We start from the raw sequence: 15,635 nt of genomic DNA on the forward strand, positions 1-15,635 counted from the left end.
TGCGAGCACACCCAGTGAAGCATCAGGCGGCTTCCGGGTGATGGGTGCCGGCCTCGGCCGTGGTGCGTGGCGCGGTCGAGTTCCGGCAGTCGCGGCACGACGTGGGCTCCGGGGCCCGGAAGGCGCGTTCGCAGCCGTCGCAGGTCTGCCAGGGCTGGACGGCCCGATGTGTGGGTGGAGTATCCGGGGCCGGTGGCGCATCGAGGGGGACCTCGCCGAGCCGGTAGGCGAGAACCCGCGCCGGGCGGGACTGGAAGTGGCGGGGGAGTCCGGCGGTGAGCAGGCCGGTGATCTCCTCGGGCCGGAGACCCTGCGCGAGCCACTCGGCGACGCGCGGGGCCAGCTCGGCGACCTCGCGGCGGGACAGGATCAGTCTGCGGTGGACGATCCGCAGGGAGGCGAGGATGACGACTGCTTGGGTGTCGGCGTCGTCGAGGCGGAGTGGTGGAGCGGGTGACTCGGCGGGCGAACTTGCCTGTGCAGGCCTGGCGTTGGCATCCGATGAGGGCGATGCGCTGTTCCGGGATGTCCGTCCCGGTGTGCCGCCCTCGGCGGACTTCCGCGGCCGGACAGGCCCGTCGGGTCGGCCGGGTGGCGGGGTCGGCTGCCTCTGGCCACGCGGTACGTCGTAGAAGAAGGTCCGCGTGCGCACCTGACCGTCGGGCCCGCGCTCGCGTCGGCGCTCCAGGTAACCGGCGGCTTCCAACTCCCTTAGCGCGCGGGAGATCAGGATCTCGCCCTCGGTGAAGTGCCTGCAGAGCGCGGCGATGCTGACGATCGCACCGTCCGGCAACGAGAGGATGTAGGCCGCGACGCCGATGGTGACCGCGCTACCGCGCCGCTGTGCGAGGGCGTTGGCGATCACGGTGAAGTTGGCGGTGAGGCGGGTGCGGACGTGGATGACGCCGGAGGTGGGAGCTCCGGCTTCGGCGCGCGAGGGCGCGTTAGAATGCGGCTCAGCCATTGGGAAGGTTGGACTTCCTCGTAGGTCAGGCCCTCGTCCAGGATTGCCGTCCTGGCGGGGGCCGTCTTCTGTTGTGTGGGATGTCGCGGCGAACGTAACTCCCTGTCGCCACTTTCCGCAACCGGGTCACTCCTGAGGGTGAACGGGTGGGAGGGGGTGGGTAGTTGGTTCTTTCCTCAGAGTCCTTGGGGGAGGGCCGTGGCCCACCGGACCACCGCGAACGAGGGCCCGGTGGGGCTGGAATCCCGTCCGGGGCCGGTACTTGGTCGGCTCGGAAGCGGTGAAGTGTCGCAGCCATGGCTGGTACGGAAGCTCCCGGCCGGAGGGGCCGTTTCGTGCCGTCTACTTGCTGTTCTTCTCTTCCAGCCATTCCACGTAGTTGTGGGAGGCGTTGCTTCCCTGCTTGCCCGGCGAGAGCTTCAGAATCGCCTGGTCCTTCTCGGCGTTTCCGCTGAGGTATGCCTCGGTCAGCACGTACGGCAGTCCGTCCACGTGGAACCGGATACTGCCGTCGGGATACGCGAGCACACGAACCCTCCGGCCATCAGGAAGAGTGACGGTCTCCGCGAAGTGCGCCTTGAGCGGCTGATCAGCCATGGAGGCCTCCAGGTCTTACGGGTCCGATGAGTTGGCATAGTTGACCTTGCCAAAGTGGCACGGAAGGAAGGGTCATGGACGAGGAACCGGAGCGCTTCCGGGTCGAGTTCGCGAGTGGTACGGCCGCCTCGGTGGAGAAGCGGCGCTCCTATCGCGACCACGAGCGCAACGACATAGAACGCGACCTGCCCGGCTGGCCACCTGGACAGACCTTCGCCGTGCGGGGGTTCTTCGGCAAGGTCGGCCGGTACGTCCTTACTGTCGTCACCGGGCTCCTGATGCTGCCGCTCTACATCCTCGCCAGCGCCCTCGGCAGTCCCGCGTCGCCCGACAAGCGAGGGAAGTTGGAGGAGCGTGAGAACGAGGTCGACGACTTCCCCGTCATGTGGGCGGGCGTGGGCGAGACGGCTCGTACGCTGCCCTGGCAACTCGATCCCTCTCGGCGGTCCTGGCGAACGGTGACCGAGATCGAACTGACAGAGCCTGATGGGCTCGTGCGCATCACGTCGTACGAGGACACGGCGCGAGGCAGTCGGTTCCTCGAATGGGGCGGCGGCGACAAGGTTCCGGGATCCGAGGCCGTCCTCTGGACGCTGCCCCGGAAGGAAATCTCCGGCGTGGAGCTCAAGCGATTCAGCATGGCCGAGGCCGACTTCAAGATCTCCTTCCAGGACGGGTCGTGGGCCCGGCTGACGACGACCTCGTTGGAGGGCGCGCGGAGGATCGCGGATCTCCTTTGCTAGTGCTCCGACCGGATGGGGCCGCCGGGCCGGCGGACAAGGGACGGCGCATGCCGGGCAGGGGAGACGGGCGATGAGCGGCAACTTCCTGACGGTGATTCCGACCGATCCGTACTGGCAGCCCAGTCGGGATGTGGCGGATCGTGCCGCGGCCGTGCTGTCCGGGATGCTTCCCGACGACGACGCCCACCGTGGCCTGGAAGCCAAGTGGCACGACAGCGTCGAGGTGGTCTACTGCGGTGCCAACCTGGAGAAGATCTCCTGCCCGCACTGCGGTGCGGATCTCGCATCTGCCTGGTGGGGGGAAGCTGTCTCGGAGCGCTACGACGAGGGCTTTTCGACGCTCATGGTGGTGGTTCCCTGCTGTGATGCCGAGGCGTCGCTCAACGAGCTGGTGTACGACTGGCCGATGGGGTTCGCCCAGTTCAGGATCGAGGTCCTGTATCCGAACCGGGCGTGGCTGACCGACGAGGAACTGGCCACTCTCGCGGACGCGCTCGGGCACCCCCTACGACAGATCCTCATCCACATCTAGCGCTGTGACCGCATGAGTTCACTTCGGGAGGCCCGGCGTCACGGCACCAGCGGACCGTCCAACACCCGCTCCCCGGCGTGCCGATCGCCCTCCCACGTCAGTGCGTCATCGGTACGCGGCAGCCGCCCCCACAGTGTCAGCAGGAGGCTCTCCGCCGTCCCGGTGAGCACCGCGACCGGGGTGCCCGGACCGTGTGTCCAGGTCGCCCCGGTGTCCGTGGCTTCGAGCCGCAGCGCGACCTGGGGTGGGACCGCGCGGCCGCGCGCGATCTGTCGAGGGGCCATGGTGTCGAAGACCTCGGACACCCCGTCGTGGACGAGGTCCGCGTCGAGCGGCCCGGGTGCGCCGAGGGCGTGTTCGGCGTCCCAGCGGTGGACGAGTGTTTCCAGGCAGCGGCGTCGTTGCCAGAAGCCGACCGTGTGCGGGGGCCAGAACGTCCAGGCCGCGCCGGACGGATCAGCATCCAAGACCGTCAACAAGGTCTCGGACGTGCCGTCGAACCACCGCCCCAGCGCCGCAGGCTCCCGTGGCGCCGCCGCCGGTTCGAGGCCGCCGTGCCCCTCCGTGACAGCGGTGGCCGCCCAGAGGTTCCCACCGCCCAAGTGGTTCGCCAGGTCGTACAGCGTCCAGTCACCGCAATGCTCGACCCGTGCGGTCAGGTCGCCGTCGAGGCAGGCCCGGAAGCCGTCCAACTCGCGGCGCAGACGGAGGAGGAGAGAGGCGGAATCCATACCGGGAACCTATCCCGATCCGACATCCCGCCACCCGAACCGGCAGGTGACCCTCCCGCAGGGCGGGCTGTCCGGCGGGTGGCGGGTGAGACAGACTGGGCCGGCCTGGGCACGCGACTACCACCTGGAGCACGTCGGATGAGCAGCAACGTACTGACCATGTACAGCGGGCCGAGACGAGCCGGCGGCCAGGGGCAGGCGAAGGTGGCGGACATGGTCAGCTTCTCCGACGGGTCGGGACCGGCGCCGTCGGCCGTGTACGTGGAGCGCGAACTGCCGCCGGGCGGCACGTCCGCGTACCTTGCGGCCCGGGGCGGCGGGGCCCGTTCCTTCGCCCTGTGGGCCGACGATCAACGCCGGGAGCGGGTGGCCACCGTGGTGACCCTGTCGGCCGCCGGCGGCGTCGCGAGGTTTCAGGTGCTTGGCGCGCACGGCGAGGTCATCGGCACGCTCACGCGCGAGAAGGCGCTCCGCGGCAGGGGCCTGCGCACCCGCTGGACCGTCCACCAGCCCGGCGGCTCCGAAGCGATCGGCTTCAAGGGGAGGATCGTTTGGTGGTGGATGTGGTGGTTCTTGCTGCCCCTGATGACGGTCGTCCTCGTGGTCAGCGTCTTCGACAGCGTCCCTGGCAACGAGGGCGGCTTCGCACGCGCACCCCGGGGCATCCGGTGGCGCGCGAACGGGCAGGTCCCGCTGGAGTTCAGATCCAAGGGCGACAAACTCCACGTACACGCACCCGGTGTGGACTGGCGGCTCGGGGCCGCGCTGATCGCCCTCCTGCGCAGCTTCAACGTCGGCGCGTGGGACTCGGTGAAGAAGTGACCCGGGGGACGACGCTCCGGCGCGGTGCGTGCCGTGGCGGCGGAAGTTGGTGTTCCGGGGCCGCGCACCGTAGAACTGGGCCTCATGTCTGATCAGTGGCCGCCCCAACACCCGGTGCCAAGGCCCTGGCCCGGCCCGCCCGGGGTGTACGGGCCGCCACCGTTCCAGGAGGTCAGTGCCGGGTACCGGCGTTGGGCCCGCGTCCTGCTCTGGCTCGCGATCGCCCTCGCGGTTCTCATCGTGGTCGCGTTCGTGGCCAGCATCGTCCTCCTGGTGAAGGCGGACGCGGACGTGGACAACGCCGCCTACGGCTATCTCGCGCTCTTCCTCTGGTTCGGGATCACCGCCGCGGTCCCGGTGCTGCTGGGGCTCGGTGTCCCCGCGATCGTCATGACGCGGCGTGTACGGCAGCAGGAGCGGCTGGGCCACGGTGCTGTGTACCGGGGGTTCTAAGTCGGCGAACAGTAGTCGAGCGGGTGCGGATCGCATCCAAGTGACGTACGCCACAAGGCCGTTGGGGAACTCCCCTCTCGGCGCGTCCGACTCCTGACTCGGTACGGCTCCACCCCACGGACGCCGTACGAGGCGATCTGGAGACCCGGTATGGGCGAGTCCCGACAATCCTCCTCCGGCGCGGGCGCAGGTGCGGGCGCGGCGTCACGGAAGTTGGCGCCGCCGCCAGTGCTGGTCGGCTTCCTCCTGCTTCTGGTGCTGATCTTCGCGGTGTCGTACGCCGTCGGCGCCGCCGCCGGACCCGTGGCGCCCGGCATCCACGGCACCGACCCGGGCGAGGGAACAAGCGGTGGCGGTGACGGAACCGACGACGGCGGAACCGAGCACGGACACGGAGCGGACGGCTGATGGCCACGGAATCGGAGGCCGTCCTCGTGACCACCGACCTGACCGTCGGTGGCATGACCTGCGCGGCCTGCGTGCGGCGGGTCGAGAAGAAGCTCGGCAAGCTGGACGGGGTCACGGCGACCGTCAATCTGGCCACCGGGCGGGCCCGGGTGAGCCACCCGGCCCATGTCCGGCCCGGCGAACTCGTCGCGACGGTGGAGAAGGCCGGCTACACGGCGGCGCTCCCCGAGCCTCCCAGGAAGCAGCAACGCCAGGACGGCGGAGGGTCCGAGGACACCCGGCGCGAGCGTGACCGACTGCTGGTCACCGCACTGCTCGCGCTGCCGGTGCTCGTGCTGTCGATGGTGCCCGCCGCGCAGTTCCGGAACTGGCAGTGGCTGTGCTTCGTGCTGGCCGCACCGGTCGCCGTATGGGGTTCTTGGCCGTTCCACACAAGGGCGTTGCGCGGGCTGCGGCACTCGGCGGCGACCATGGACACGCTGGTGTCGCTGGGGGTGGTGGCGTCCTTCTCGTGGTCGGCGTACGCGCTCTTCCTGGGCGGCGCGGGGGATCCCGGCATGCGGATGCCCTTCAGCCTGGTGCCCTCCGCCTCGGATGGCATCGCGCACATCTACCTCGAAGCGGCCGTCGGCGTACCGCTGTTCGTGCTGGCGGGGCGGTTCCTGGAGGCGCTGGCCCGGCACGGGACCGGGGCGGCGCTGCGGTCGCTGGCCCGGCTCGCGGCGAAGGAAGTGTCGGTGCGCGAGGAGGGCGGGTCCGAACGGCTCGTCCCCATCGAGGAGTTGGGGGTCGGCCAGGTCTTCGTCGTGCGGCCGGGGGAGCGGGTCGCCACCGACGGCGAGGTGGTGGAGGGCAGTTCCGCCGTGGACCTGTCGCTGGTGACGGGGGAGAGCGAGCCGGTCGAGGTCCAACCGGGCTCGGCGGTGGTCGGCGGGGCCGTCAACGCGGGCGGGCTGCTGGCGGTACGGGCCACGGCGGTCGGCGCCGACACCCAACTCGCCCGGATCACCCGGCTGGTGACCGAGGCGCAGGCCGGCAAGGCACGGGCGCAGCGGCTGGCCGACTCGGTGGCCGGGGTGTTCGTGCCCGCGGTGCTCGCCCTGGCCGTGACGACCCTCGGATTCTGGCTCGGTGCCGGGGCGGATCCGCAGGCGGCCGTCACCGCGTGCGTGGCGGTGCTCGTCGTCGCCTGTCCGTGCGCGCTGGGTCTGGCCACGCCGACCGCGCTGATGGCGGCGACCGGGCGGGGTGCCCAACTGGGCGTTCTCATCAGCGGTCCACAGGCCTTGGAGGGGCTCCAGCACCTCGACACCGTCGTACTCGACAAGACCGGCACACTCACCTCCGGGCACATGAGCGTCGCCCGGGTCACGGCGGCGCCGGGCGGGTTGGGGAAGGACGTGGTGCTGCGGCTGGCCGGTGCGGTCGAGCAGGGCTCGGAACATCCGCTGGGGCGGGCGATCGTGGCGTACGCGCGCCGGACGCTGCGGTCACTGCCGGAAGTCGGGGAGTTCAGCGCCCTGCCGGGGCGGGGAGTCCGTGGCCGGGTGGAGGGTCATCTCGTCGAAGTGCTCGCGCCGGACCAGGAGTTGCCCGTCGACCTGGCGGACGCGCTGCCCGTTGCGGAGGCCGCCGCGCACACGCCCGTCGTGGTGCGGGTGGACGGAATCGCCGAGGCCCTGATCGAGGTCGGTGACGTCGTACGGCCGGGAAGCTACCGGGCCGTGGAACGGCTGAAGCGCGACGGTGTACGGCCCGTGCTCGCCACCGGCGACCGGGAGGCACCGGCCCGCGCCGTCGCCGCCGCGCTCGGCATCACCGAGATACACGCCCGCTGCACACCCGAGGACAAGGCCGACCTCGTACGGGACTTGAGGGAGCAGGGCCTTCGGGTCGCGGTGGTCGGCGACGGTGTCAACGACGCCGCCGCGCTGGCCGGCGCCGACCTCGGCATCGCCATGGGCAGCGGCACCGACGTCGCCATCGGAGCCGCCGACGTGACCCTCGTACGCGGCGACATCGAGGCCCTCGCGGACGCCGTACGGCTGGCCCGGCGCACCCTGGGCACGATCCGCGTCAACCTGGTGTGGGCCTTCGGCTACAACGTCGTGACCGTGCCGCTCGCCATGGTGGGGCTGCTCAACCCGATGCTGGCCGCCGCGGCGATGTCGGTCAGTTCGCTGCTGGTGGTCGGCAACAGCCTTCGGTTGCGCGCCTGGCAGCCGACGCCGGGCAGGAGTCGTACGCCAGGCAGGAGTCGTACGCGATGAAAGAGACGTACGTGACGAGTAAGCCGGACATGACGAACGAGCCGTACGCGATGACCGAGCGACATCCGTGGCGGCCGACCCGTCGTCGCCTCACCGACACCCTGCTCGCCGCGCTGGCGCCCGTGGCGGTGTGCAGCCTCGCCCTGGGTGGCCTGACCACCTGGGTCGGGGCCGGGAAGGCGGGCAGCCCGGCCCGGATCGCCGTCTCGTCGGGGCGGGTCTTCCTGCCGTACGGCGAGAGCACGGAGACCGCCGCGTTCTTCGACGTCTCCAATCTGGGCGGCGCCGACGACCGGCTGGTCGAGGTGACGTCCTCCGCCACCGGCGGGGAGATCGGCCTCAGCAGTCATCGCACCGCCGGGAGCGGAGTCGCTCGTAAGGAGGCGGTGTCCTCGGCCACGGTCCTCGCGGGCGGCGAGTTGGCCATGTCTCCGCACGGCGTGGACGTGGTCCTGCGGGCCAAGGCGGGCTGGCGGGCGGGCGACCTCGTGCCGTTCACGCTGCACTTCGAGCACAGTGGGGCCATCGAGACCATCGCGGTGGTGGTTCGTCCGCAGTGACCCGAGTGACCCGAGTGCCCGCGTCTCGTGATCACCGGTTTCCCCGGAGAGCGTTCGCACGGATCAGCAGCGGCGGCAGCAGGGCGCACTGCACCGCGACCGCTGCCCAGAACAGGCCGGTGTGACCGGACCGTTCGGCCAGGTCGTAGCCCTCGCCTCCCGCGATGCCGCTGGCGAACGCGCCGATTCCGGCCGCCAGTCGCTGGTGGCCGAAGACGACCGCGGGTGAGCGGCGGGACCGGTTCAGGGCTTCGAGGTCGTTCTTGAGGAAGAGGACGATCTCGCCGAGGCAGATGAGCAGGGCTCCGGCCAGGATGGCGGCCGGGTGGCCGAGGGCGAGGGTGGTCATGCCGGTGGCCAGCGCGGCGAAGCCGAGTCGCAGGGCTCGGGGGTAGGGCAGACGGGCGATCCAGTCCGACAGGAGGGGCTGAGCGACGACCAGGAGCAGGGCGTACAGCGCGAGGACCAAGGCGTAGAAGAGAGTTGAGGTCCGGGGCACGGCGTAGACCGCCAAGTAGTGCTGGAAGAACATGAAAACGTACACGCTCAGCACAGTGATCGCGAAGGGCAGGAGAGGGAGTCCGGCGAACGCCTTCTCGCGGCGCCGGGGCGCTTCCGCCATGTCCGCCGGCCGGCGGTCGGGGTTCTCCACCGGCAGCAGCGCGTGCCCCACCGTGACCGCCGCGAACAGCACGGAGACCGCGGTGAAGAGGCCCGCCGAGGCGCTGAGCACGAAGGGCGCGGCGGCGATCGGGCCCAGGGCGATACCGGCGTTGAGGGCGGAACCGCTCGCGGACAGCAACAGCGGGCGCTGCTCCTCGTCCACGTGGTGCACCAAGTACGCCTTGTTGGCGGGCAGATAGAGCGCGGCGCCGGAGGAGACGAGGAACAGCGCGGTGACGGCCATGGCCGGATCGCCGAGCCCGGGCAGGAAGCAGACGAAGCCCGCCGTACGGATCACCAGCGCGAGCAGCATGGTGCGCTGCAGTCCGATCCGTTCGGCGATCGCGGCCCCGACGACGCCGCCGGAGAACTGCACGAACGAGGCGACGGCGAGCACCACGCCGACGGTGCCGAGCGCCATGTCCAGCCGCTCGTGCAGCAGGACCGACATGAAGGGCAGCACGGCGAAGCTGCCCAGGGGGATAAGGAACGATCCGGCCAGCAGGAAGTACTGCGGGCCGGTGAGCGACCTGAGCGGAGCGAGCATCATTCCCGGTCGTCGGCTGCCATGACCGGCCGTATGCTCCCGGCGGCGCTGAGCGCCCGGTGCAGGGCCAGTTCGGCCGTCGCCGCCTCGGCCAGGACGATGCCGGTGCAGCCGCGCTGGTCGCTCAGGTGCTCCACGCGCCGGCCCGGGACGGCGGTGGGGTACCACTCGGGCGAGCCGGGGAAGGCGGACAGACCGTCCAGGCCGGTCCAGCCGGTGAGCGTGCCGGGCCGGTCGGGGTAGACGAGCACGAAGGCGGTGGCGGGACCGGGCGTGTGATCGGCGGCCGGGGTGTCCAGCAGCGCGGGGCGGCGGCCGAGAGCGGTGTCGACCATGGCGTCGTAGACGTTGGTGCCCAGGGCGCGGCACAGTGCCTCGCCGACGAGCGCGCCGCCGATGCGGCGGTTGATCTCGACCAGCTCCGGGCCCTCGGTCGTGAGGACGAACTCCACGTGCGCGAAGCCGCTGTCGTGGCCCGCGGTCGCCAGTACGCGCGCCACCCAGTCCTGGATCAGGCCGAGTTGGAGGCCGGGGAGGGCGACGGGGAAGGCCGCGGCCTCCTCGCGTACGGAGGGCTCGGGGGACATCTGCCGGCTGAGGACACCGAGCAGCTTCGTCTCGCCCTCCCAGCTCAGGGTTTCCGCGCTGTAGACGGGGCCGGAGAAGAAGGGCTCGGCGAACAGCCGCCCGTTGAAGGGGAGTTCGGCTGCCTCGGTGAGGGCCGTACGGAGCTGGTGTTCGTCGCGTACCGGCCAGACGTTGCGGGAGGAGGTGCCCGCGGAGTCCTTCAGGACGGCGGGCAGGCCGATCTCACGGAGGACCTGGGAAGCGGAGGAGGGATCGGCGAGGGCGCCGCCGCGGCTGAGGCCGCGCTCGTGGAGGAGGTTGCGCACCCGGCTCTTGTCCCGCAGTTGGCGGACCGAGGCCGGGTCGGGTCCGGGGAGGCCGAGTTTGGCGGCGAGGTCGGCGCCCGGGACGCTCCACGTGTCGGTGGAGTTGATGAGCCCGCGCAGGTCGGGCACGGCGGCCAGGGCGGCGGCGCAGGCGGCTTCGTCGGTGGTGTCGAGGTCGACGATGTCGAGTGCCGCGGGGTCGAGCCGGTCGAGCTCGTGGCGGTAGACGTCACGGTTGCCGGTGAGCAGGCACAGGCGGTGTCCGGCGCCGTCGGCCGCCTCGATCAGGCGTCCCAGGCCGAAGGTGAGTGCCTCCAGGGCGGCGATGGTCACGATGCCTGGTCCTCCTTGGTGACTGCGGCGAGTGAGGCTGTTCCCTGTGGGGGGACGGCAGGTTGGCGTACGTCATACCGCCGCCGTCTCCACTCCATGGCCGACCACGGCAGGGCGAGGTCGCCGAGGCTGGTGATCTGGTGCGGCTTGAGCGCGCGCGGGTCGAGGGCCTCGTGGTGGCGGGCGAAGACGCGCTCGGTGTAGCGGTGTCCGGTGTCGGCGCCGATGACCAGGTGCGTGCGGCCGGGGTCGCGGATGGCCTCCCAGCCCGCGACGAGGTGGGCGGCGCCGGTGGACAGACCGGCGAACACGGCGTGTTCCCGCAGCAGCCCGACGGCGCCGGCCATGGCGTGCCGGAAGTCGAGCCAGTGCAGGGTGTCGTAGAGGTCGTGGCGGACGTTGTCGAACGGGATCGAGCTGCCGATCCCGGCGATGATCGCCTCGGGGTCGCTGAACCCCTCGCTGCCGAAGGTGACACTGCCGAAGGGCTGGAGTCCCAGCAGGCGTACGTCCCGGCCGCGCCCGCGCAGTGCCTCGACCAGTCCGCCACTGGAGGAGCCCGTGCCCACGGCACCCACCACGGTCAGCGGTACGCCGGGGAGCGCGCGGTGCACGAGGTCGGCGAACTCGCGGTAGCCGGTGTAGTGGACGCCGTCGTGGTACTGGCGCATCCAGTGCAGGCCCGGCCGTTCGGCCAGCAGTTGCCGTACCCGGCGGACCCGCCCTTCCTGGTCGAGTCTCAGGTCCTTCGAGGGCGGCATCTGGTCCACGGTGGCGCCGAGGATCTCCAACTGGGCGCGCATCGTGGCGTCGACGGTGGTGGAGGCGACGATGTGGCAGTTCAGGCCGTAGCGGTGGCAGGCCATCGCCAGGGCCAGGGCGTAGATACCGCTGGAGCTGTCGACGAGGGTCTGGCCCGGCTGCACGGTCCCGCGCTCCAGCAGGGTGCGGACCGCGCCGAGGGCGGCGTACACCTTCAGGGTCTCGAAGCGGGCGAGGACGACGTTGTCGGACAGCCGCAGCAGGTCGGGGGCCTTGATCGCGTCGGTGATGTGTTCGTGGACCGGGGCGCCGAGGGTGATGGGCATCGGGGTCACCGTCACCGCCCGACCGAGCGCAGGTAGCGGCCCAGGTCCTCGGCGCCCGTGACGTTGCGGGGGCCGCTGACGGCGTCGCCGTAGGACATGACGAGGAAGTTGTCGTCCTTCACCGCCGGTACCGACTTCAGGCTGGGCAGCGACTTGAGGTAGGCGATCTTGTCCTTGGCCGGCTGGTCGGCGTAGTCGATGATCACGATCACCTCGGGCTCGGCTTCGACGACCGGTTCCCAGCCGACCGTCGTCCAGCCCTTGTCGAGATCGCCGAAGACGTTGGTGCCCCCGGCCGCGGTGATGATGTCGTTCGGCGCGGCGTGGCGCCCGGCGGTGAAGGGCTGGTCGGTGCCCGAGTCGTAGACGAAGACCTTGGCCGGGTCGCCCTCGGCGGGCCAGGTCTTCTTCAACGCGGCCACGCGTCCCTTGAGTTCGGTGACGAGTTCGTCGGCCCGCTTCTCGACGCCGAAGATCTTCCCCAGGTTGTCGAGGTCGGTGTAGAGCGCCTCCAGCGGTGTCGCGTCGACGCTCTTGTCGCCGTAGTCCCAGCAGGTCTCGGTGTGCAGGTAACTGGCGACGCCGACCTTGTCGAGCAGGGCCGGGGTGATGCCGCGTTCCTCGCTGAAGCCGGAGTTCCAGCCGGCCAGCACCCAGTCGGCCTCGGCGTCGACGACGATCTCCCGGGTGATGCGCTCGGTGCCCAGCCGCTCGACCTCGGCGTAGTCCTCCCGCCAGGGCGAACCCTCGATGGACGGGTCGCCGAGCGCGTTCATGACGTAGCCGCGCATCTCTTCGGCCAGCCCGAGGGCGAACATCTTCTCCGCGCCGCTGACGTCGTAGGCGACCGCGCGCTCCGGGCGGGTGTACGTGACGTCCTCGCCGCAGTTGGAGACGGTGACCGTGTCCGGCTCGGCGTCCGCCGCCGGTTCGACCTCGGCGCCGCAGCCGGCGGTCAGCAGGAGCCCTGTGGTCAGCAGTCCGGCGGCGAGGGCGCGGGGGAATGGGCGTCTGATCACGAGGGGGGTCCTTCCGGGGACGCGTCGATGGGGGGAGCGCCGGTGGGGGCGATGTCGTAGAGCAGCTGCGGGATTCCGGTACGCGGATGGGGCACGACCATGGCGTCGACGCCGAACACCTTGCGGACCAGCTCGGGCGTCAGGACCTCCGCGGGAGTGCCGGAGGAGACCAGACAGCCGGAGCCGAGTACGGCGATGCGGTCACAGACCTGGGCCGCCAGGTTGAGGTCGTGCAGGGCGGTGAGGACGGTCAGTTCGGACGAGCGCAGGAAGGACAGCAGCTCGACCTGGTGCCGTACGTCCAGGTGGTTGGTGGGCTCGTCGAGGACCAGGACGCGGGGCTCCTGGGCGAGGGCGCGCGCGACGAGTACGCGCTGGCGCTCGCCTCCGGACAGGGTCAGCACGCTGCGCTCCGCGAGGTGGGCGATGTCCAGCCGGTCCATCGACCGGTGGCACAACTCGCGCTCACGAGCGGTCAGTTGCTGGTTGCCGCGTGCGTGCGGAGCGCGGCCGAGGGCCACCACCTCCGCCACGGTGAAGTCGAGTTCGGTGTGGCGCTCCTGGGTCAGGGCGGCGATCGAGCGGGCGCTGTCGCGCAGCTTCAGCGAGGTCAGGTCGGTGCCGTCGAGCAGGACGGCCCCGGAGCTCGGCTTCAGCGCCCGGTAGACGCAGCGCAGGGCGGTGGACTTGCCGCTGCCGTTGGGTCCGACGAGGCCGACGATCGAGCCGGCGGTCACGTCGATGTTCAACCGGTCGACGAGCGCCCGCCCGGCCGCTTCGACGGAGAGCTCGCGCAGGGAGAGGACGGAGGGGGCCATTTACCGACCTCCGAACGGGAAGGTCATCTACTGACCTCCGAACAGATAGCCGCGCCGCCGCATCAGCACGACGAACACGGGCACACCGATCAGCGCGGTGATCACTCCGAGCGGCAACTCCTCGGGCGCGAAGGCGGTACGGGCCACCAGATCGACCCAGACCATGAAGCAGGCCCCGGCCAGTGGCGCAACGGCCAGCACCCGCCGGTGAGTTGAGCCGACCCAGATCCGTACGACATGGGGCAGCACCAGGCCGACGAAGCCGATCGCGCCGCTGACCGCCACGATCAGCCCGGTGACGGCCGCGGTGAGCACGAACAGCCCCCGCCGCAGCGCGTCCGCGTCCACACCGAGGCTGGCCGCGGTCTCGTCCCCCAGCGACAGCACGTCAAGGGACCGGCTCTGCCGCAGCAGCACCACGACCGCGACCAGCACGGCCGCCGCCACCAGCGGCAGCGACTCCCAGGTCGCCGACCCCAGGCTGCCGAGCAGCCAGAACAGCACCGTCCGCGCAGCCTGCCCGTTCGGCGAGAGGAAGACGAGGACGCTCATCAACGCCTGGAACCCGTACGCCAGCGCCACCCCGGTCAGCACCAGCCGCAGCGGCGTCAGCCCCATCGGACCGCGCGCGGCCAGGTACACAAGGACCGTCGCACCGAGCGCACCGAGGAACGCGGCGGCCGACAGGGCGAAGACCCCCAGCCCCGCGAAGATCCCGAACACCACGACGGCCGTCGCCCCCACCGACGCACCCGACGAGATGCCCAGCACGAACGGATCCGCGAGAGCGTTGCGCACCAGCGCCTGGATGGCGACACCGACGACGGAGAGCCCGGCGCCGACGACCGCCGCGAGCAGCACCCTGGGGGTGCGCACATGCCAGACGATGGAGTACCCGGTCACCTCGTCCGCCCCGATGCCGCCGCCGGTGAGGGCCGCCCACAGGAAGTGCACGACGTCGGACGGGGGTACGACGGTCGGGCCCAGCGCGATACCGGCCAGGACGGAGACCACGAGCGTGACGGACAGTGCCACGAGGATGGTCAGCAGCTTGCCGCGGCCTGCGGGGCGGTCGTCGTCCGGTTGATGGTGCGGTTCCTTCTCGGAGGAGACGGCGGGACCTGCGGAGGAAGTCCCGGATGCGGCCCCGGCCATGAAGTCCCTTCATTTGTACGGAAGTTGGCGGACAGGGCGCCTCGATACCCGCCCACGGACCAGTAGTCGGAGCGGGGTGCCTCAGAGTTCCCGTGAATCGACGGAGAGTTCCGGCGTATCGGCGGAGAGATCCCGCGTATGGGCGGAGAGGTCCCGCGTACTGGCGGAGCGTTCAGGCCGTGTTCCGCGCACGATCAGCCGCCCCGCGTGGTTGTCGTACGGGCCGCCGTCGAAGCCGCCGTAGCAGCGCACGTCGGTGAAGCCGGCCGCCTCGAAGAGGGCGCGCAGCTCGGCCGCGCTGTAGAGGAAGGAGGTGATCGACGCCTCGCGCGCCACCCCGTCGCGCACCAGCGTCCAGTCGGTGCGCAGCCGCGTCCAGCTGTCCAGGACGGTGTCGCGCTGCACCACGTACGCGCCGCCGTCGAGCTCGACGAGCTTGGGCCGGCCGATCCAGCCGGCGAGGACCTCCTTGCCCAGCACGTCGATCAGCAGCTGTCCGCCGGGTGCGAGCGAGTCGTGGGCGTTGCGCAACACGCGTGCGTTGTCGGCCGGTTCGTCGAAGTAGCCGAAGGAGGTGAAGACGTTGAGGACCACGTCGTACGACTCCGGCTCGACGTGCGTCAGCATGTCCGCCTGCACCAGCCGGACATCCACCCCGGCCTCGGCGCAGGCGGCCTCGGCCCGCTTCAGCATGACCGGGCTGAGGTCCACCCCCGTCACCGTGTGACCCCGGCGGGCCAGCGGCACCAGATACAGGCCGGGCCCGCAACACAGGTCCAGCACACGGCTCCCGGCCGGGAAGTGCAGCAGCGGCGACTCGGCGACGAGGTCCGCCGTCTCCGACCGCCTGCGCTCGGAGAACATGGTCTCGGTGAAGTCCGACCAGAATCCGTCGTCCTCGTACCAGTGCATACAGCTGCAACCTCGATCCAGGGCCGGGTGGGGCCGGGCGCCGGAGCGCCGCGACCTCCTGAGTGCGGGGCTTCCGTTGCAGTGGTCGGATGCCGATCGGCTCTGGTTCCCGGCGGGTTCGCAACCG

17 protein-coding genes are annotated in these 15,635 nt (G+C 70.9%); 7 read left to right on the forward strand and 10 right to left on the reverse strand.

All coding sequences use genetic code 11. From position 1 onward, the window contains the following. Nucleotides 1-22: 22 nt before the first annotated feature. A complete protein-coding gene (locus tag OG219_RS27600; RefSeq protein ID WP_266830844.1) occupies nucleotides 23-964 on the reverse strand; it encodes a hypothetical protein in 942 nt (313 codons plus the stop codon). A gap of 342 nt (nucleotides 965-1,306) precedes the next feature. Continuing rightward, complete coding sequence (locus OG219_RS27605; protein WP_266830846.1) at nucleotides 1,307-1,561, reverse strand: hypothetical protein; 255 nt, start codon at nucleotides 1,559-1,561, stop codon at nucleotides 1,307-1,309. Nucleotides 1,562-1,635: 74 nt separating this feature from the next. Here OG219_RS27605 and OG219_RS27610 point away from each other — a divergent pair, with 74 nt between their 5' ends. Together OG219_RS27610 and OG219_RS27615 are read left to right on the forward strand one after the other, a co-directional pair. After that, nucleotides 1,636-2,304 carry a hypothetical protein gene (locus OG219_RS27610; protein WP_266830848.1) on the forward strand — a complete coding sequence of 223 codons (669 nt, stop codon included), beginning with the start codon at nucleotides 1,636-1,638 and terminating at the stop codon, nucleotides 2,302-2,304. Between the two features lie 70 nt (nucleotides 2,305-2,374). Next, nucleotides 2,375-2,836: a hypothetical protein gene (locus tag OG219_RS27615; protein WP_266830850.1), complete on the forward strand. Its 462-nt coding sequence runs from the start codon at nucleotides 2,375-2,377 to the stop codon at nucleotides 2,834-2,836. A gap of 38 nt (nucleotides 2,837-2,874) precedes the next feature. On the opposite strand, the gene OG219_RS27620 is transcribed toward OG219_RS27615, so the two are convergent. Beyond that, nucleotides 2,875-3,567, reverse strand: coding sequence for a maleylpyruvate isomerase family mycothiol-dependent enzyme (locus tag OG219_RS27620; protein ID WP_266830852.1), 693 nt, complete (start codon nucleotides 3,565-3,567; stop codon nucleotides 2,875-2,877). Nucleotides 3,568-3,705: 138 nt separating this feature from the next. On the opposite strand from OG219_RS27620, the gene OG219_RS27625 reads away from it, so the two are divergent. The 5 genes from OG219_RS27625 to OG219_RS27645 all read left to right on the forward strand — a co-directional run bounded on the left by OG219_RS27625 (nucleotide 3,706) and on the right by OG219_RS27645 (nucleotide 8,080). Continuing rightward, complete coding sequence (locus tag OG219_RS27625; RefSeq protein ID WP_266830854.1) at nucleotides 3,706-4,389, forward strand: hypothetical protein; 684 nt, start codon at nucleotides 3,706-3,708, stop codon at nucleotides 4,387-4,389. An 84-nt stretch (nucleotides 4,390-4,473) separates the two neighbouring features. Then, on the forward strand, nucleotides 4,474-4,842 hold the full coding sequence (locus OG219_RS27630) for a hypothetical protein (protein ID WP_266830856.1): 369 nt from the start codon (nucleotides 4,474-4,476) through the stop codon (nucleotides 4,840-4,842). Nucleotides 4,843-4,992: 150 nt separating this feature from the next. After that, on the forward strand, nucleotides 4,993-5,250 hold the full coding sequence (locus OG219_RS27635; RefSeq protein WP_266830858.1) for a hypothetical protein: 258 nt from the start codon (nucleotides 4,993-4,995) through the stop codon (nucleotides 5,248-5,250). Further along, entirely contained in the window at nucleotides 5,250-7,520 is a 2,271-nt protein-coding gene (locus OG219_RS27640; RefSeq protein ID WP_266830860.1) for a cation-translocating P-type ATPase, read from the forward strand. The genes OG219_RS27635 and OG219_RS27640 overlap by 1 nt, the downstream gene beginning before the upstream one ends. Further along, nucleotides 7,517-8,080: a copper chaperone PCu(A)C gene (locus OG219_RS27645; RefSeq protein ID WP_323183304.1), complete on the forward strand. Its 564-nt coding sequence runs from the start codon at nucleotides 7,517-7,519 to the stop codon at nucleotides 8,078-8,080. The genes OG219_RS27640 and OG219_RS27645 overlap by 4 nt, the downstream gene beginning before the upstream one ends. A 31-nt stretch (nucleotides 8,081-8,111) precedes the next feature. Here OG219_RS27645 and OG219_RS27650 read toward each other — a convergent pair whose 3' ends face one another. From OG219_RS27650 to OG219_RS27680, 7 genes are all read right to left on the reverse strand, one after another. After that, nucleotides 8,112-9,293, reverse strand: coding sequence for an MFS transporter (locus OG219_RS27650; protein ID WP_266830862.1), 1,182 nt, complete (start codon nucleotides 9,291-9,293; stop codon nucleotides 8,112-8,114). Then, nucleotides 9,290-10,516, reverse strand: a complete 1,227-nt coding sequence (locus tag OG219_RS27655) for an ATP-grasp domain-containing protein (protein ID WP_266830864.1) — start codon at nucleotides 10,514-10,516, stop codon at nucleotides 9,290-9,292. Before OG219_RS27655 ends, OG219_RS27650 begins: the two co-directional genes overlap by 4 nt. Beyond that, a complete protein-coding gene (locus OG219_RS27660) occupies nucleotides 10,513-11,604 on the reverse strand; it encodes a pyridoxal-phosphate dependent enzyme (RefSeq protein ID WP_266830866.1) in 1,092 nt (363 codons plus the stop codon). The genes OG219_RS27655 and OG219_RS27660 overlap by 4 nt, the downstream gene beginning before the upstream one ends. An 11-nt stretch (nucleotides 11,605-11,615) precedes the next feature. Further along, the gene (locus tag OG219_RS27665) at nucleotides 11,616-12,623 is read right to left on the reverse strand and encodes an ABC transporter substrate-binding protein (protein ID WP_266830868.1); all 1,008 of its coding nucleotides are present in this window, start codon (nucleotides 12,621-12,623) and stop codon (nucleotides 11,616-11,618) included. Continuing rightward, entirely contained in the window at nucleotides 12,620-13,441 is an 822-nt protein-coding gene (locus OG219_RS27670; RefSeq protein WP_266830870.1) for an ABC transporter ATP-binding protein, read from the reverse strand. The genes OG219_RS27665 and OG219_RS27670 overlap by 4 nt, the downstream gene beginning before the upstream one ends. A gap of 27 nt (nucleotides 13,442-13,468) precedes the next feature. Further along, nucleotides 13,469-14,596, reverse strand: coding sequence for an iron ABC transporter permease (locus OG219_RS27675; protein WP_266830872.1), 1,128 nt, complete (start codon nucleotides 14,594-14,596; stop codon nucleotides 13,469-13,471). An 81-nt stretch (nucleotides 14,597-14,677) separates the two neighbouring features. Continuing rightward, complete coding sequence (locus tag OG219_RS27680; protein ID WP_266830874.1) at nucleotides 14,678-15,508, reverse strand: class I SAM-dependent methyltransferase; 831 nt, start codon at nucleotides 15,506-15,508, stop codon at nucleotides 14,678-14,680. Nucleotides 15,509-15,635 lie beyond the last annotated feature (127 nt).

It is taken from the genome of Streptomyces sp. NBC_00038, assembly GCF_026343635.1.
Taxonomy (GTDB): domain Bacteria; phylum Actinomycetota; class Actinomycetes; order Streptomycetales; family Streptomycetaceae; genus Streptomyces.

Excerpts from the sequence above, each read along its gene's own strand:
- OG219_RS27625 (WP_266830854.1), top strand. The coding sequence starts at position 3,706 with ATGAGCAGCAACGTACTGACCATGTACAGCGGGCCGAGACGAGCCGGC.
- OG219_RS27635 (WP_266830858.1), top strand. The coding sequence starts at position 4,993 with ATGGGCGAGTCCCGACAATCCTCCTCCGGCGCGGGCGCAGGTGCGGGC.
- OG219_RS27605 (WP_266830846.1), bottom strand. The coding sequence starts at position 1,561 with ATGGCTGATCAGCCGCTCAAGGCGCACTTCGCGGAGACCGTCACTCTT.
- OG219_RS27660 (WP_266830866.1), bottom strand. The coding sequence starts at position 11,604 with ATGCCCATCACCCTCGGCGCCCCGGTCCACGAACACATCACCGACGCG.
- OG219_RS27645 (WP_323183304.1), top strand. The coding sequence starts at position 7,517 with ATGAAAGAGACGTACGTGACGAGTAAGCCGGACATGACGAACGAGCCG.
- OG219_RS27630 (WP_266830856.1), top strand. The coding sequence starts at position 4,474 with ATGTCTGATCAGTGGCCGCCCCAACACCCGGTGCCAAGGCCCTGGCCC.
- OG219_RS27600 (WP_266830844.1), bottom strand. The coding sequence starts at position 964 with ATGGCTGAGCCGCATTCTAACGCGCCCTCGCGCGCCGAAGCCGGAGCT.
- OG219_RS27615 (WP_266830850.1), top strand. The coding sequence starts at position 2,375 with ATGAGCGGCAACTTCCTGACGGTGATTCCGACCGATCCGTACTGGCAG.
- OG219_RS27670 (WP_266830870.1), bottom strand. The coding sequence starts at position 13,441 with ATGGCCCCCTCCGTCCTCTCCCTGCGCGAGCTCTCCGTCGAAGCGGCC.
- OG219_RS27610 (WP_266830848.1), top strand. The coding sequence starts at position 1,636 with ATGGACGAGGAACCGGAGCGCTTCCGGGTCGAGTTCGCGAGTGGTACG.
- OG219_RS27675 (WP_266830872.1), bottom strand. The coding sequence starts at position 14,596 with ATGGCCGGGGCCGCATCCGGGACTTCCTCCGCAGGTCCCGCCGTCTCC.
- OG219_RS27650 (WP_266830862.1), bottom strand. The coding sequence starts at position 9,293 with ATGATGCTCGCTCCGCTCAGGTCGCTCACCGGCCCGCAGTACTTCCTG.
- OG219_RS27640 (WP_266830860.1), top strand. The coding sequence starts at position 5,250 with ATGGCCACGGAATCGGAGGCCGTCCTCGTGACCACCGACCTGACCGTC.
- OG219_RS27680 (WP_266830874.1), bottom strand. The coding sequence starts at position 15,508 with ATGCACTGGTACGAGGACGACGGATTCTGGTCGGACTTCACCGAGACC.
- OG219_RS27620 (WP_266830852.1), bottom strand. The coding sequence starts at position 3,567 with ATGGATTCCGCCTCTCTCCTCCTCCGTCTGCGCCGCGAGTTGGACGGC.